The sequence below is a fragment of the Vibrio sp. Vb1574 genome, from assembly GCF_033338675.1.
On record NZ_JAWOTC010000412.1, the window covers coordinates 1 to 1,088 of the forward strand.

Annotated in this window: 2 protein-coding genes; both read left to right on the forward strand. The window is 45.6% G+C overall.

Going from position 1 to position 1,088, the window contains the following annotated elements:
* Nucleotides 1-301: 5-oxoprolinase subunit B family protein (locus tag R7O12_RS26520; protein ID WP_318127056.1), on the forward strand; the 301-nt coding region annotated here is incomplete at its 5' end.
* Nucleotides 298-1,088, forward strand: a 791-nt coding sequence (locus R7O12_RS26525) for a biotin-dependent carboxyltransferase family protein (protein ID WP_318127058.1), incomplete at its 3' end; no start/stop codon positions are given. The genes R7O12_RS26520 and R7O12_RS26525, both read left to right, overlap by 4 nt.

Consider the following 1,088-nt stretch of genomic DNA (forward strand, 5'->3'; position numbering starts at 1 on the left):
CACCGTTTCCGCGATTGGGTTCGCACCTGGCTTCGCCTTTCTTTCTGATGTGGAAGAGAGTATCGCCATGCCTAGGTTAAAAACGCCGAGAACGTTTGTGCCATCAGGAAGTGTCGGCATTGCCGATAGTAAGACCGCCGTTTACCCATCAGACAGTCCAGGTGGTTGGAATATCATAGGTCGCTCTCCACTCTCACTCTTTTCGGATACTCCTCCTTTTATTCCTTTTGAAGTTGGTGACAAGGTCACGTTTTATACGGTATCAAAACAGGAATTTCTTGAGTTAGGGGGAGCGTTATGAGCGCATCAGGATTATTAGTTGAAAAGTCAGGGCCTTTGTCATTGATTCAAGACTTTGGCCGTTTTGGTCTTGCTCACATCGGGATAACGCAAGGTGGCCCTGTTGATGATTACGCCTACAGTTGGGCTAATCATTTACTTGGAAATCGTGTGAATTGCTCAGCAATCGAGATTACGCTAGGCAATGCTTGTTTTGTCGCCTTGCAAGACTGTCACCTGGCAATTTGTGGCGGCGATCTTAATGCATCAGTAGATGGTCACCCTATTGCTAATTGGTCGGATTTTTCGATAAAAAAAGGTCAAAAGCTTCAGTTCGGAATGGCGAAAAATGGCCTTCGCGCCTATCTCGCTGTAAAAGGTGGCTTCAATGTGCCTGAGCACCTTGGGAGCTCATCGACCGTGCTTCGTGAAGCATTAGGTGGACTAGAAGCCAATGGTAACGCTCTAAAAGCTGGAGATGTTCTCCCTTTTGACGCTCATTCATTACCTAACCATAAACCAAGAATCATGACATTTCGTTTCAAGCCAGATTACAACTTGCCAATTACACTACGCGTTATTGAAGGTTATCAATGTGATGATTTCAGTGTTGAAGCTAAAGAAAAATTCTATTCGGGAAGCTTTGCGATCTCGCCAGACTCTAATCGAATGGGCTATCGCCTTGAAGGAAATACGGTAAAGCCACCTTATGATGGCATCTTGTCTGAAGGGATCGCGCTAGGCGCCATTCAAATTCCCCATGATGGTAATCCGATTGTATTACTCAATGACCACCAAACCATTGGTGG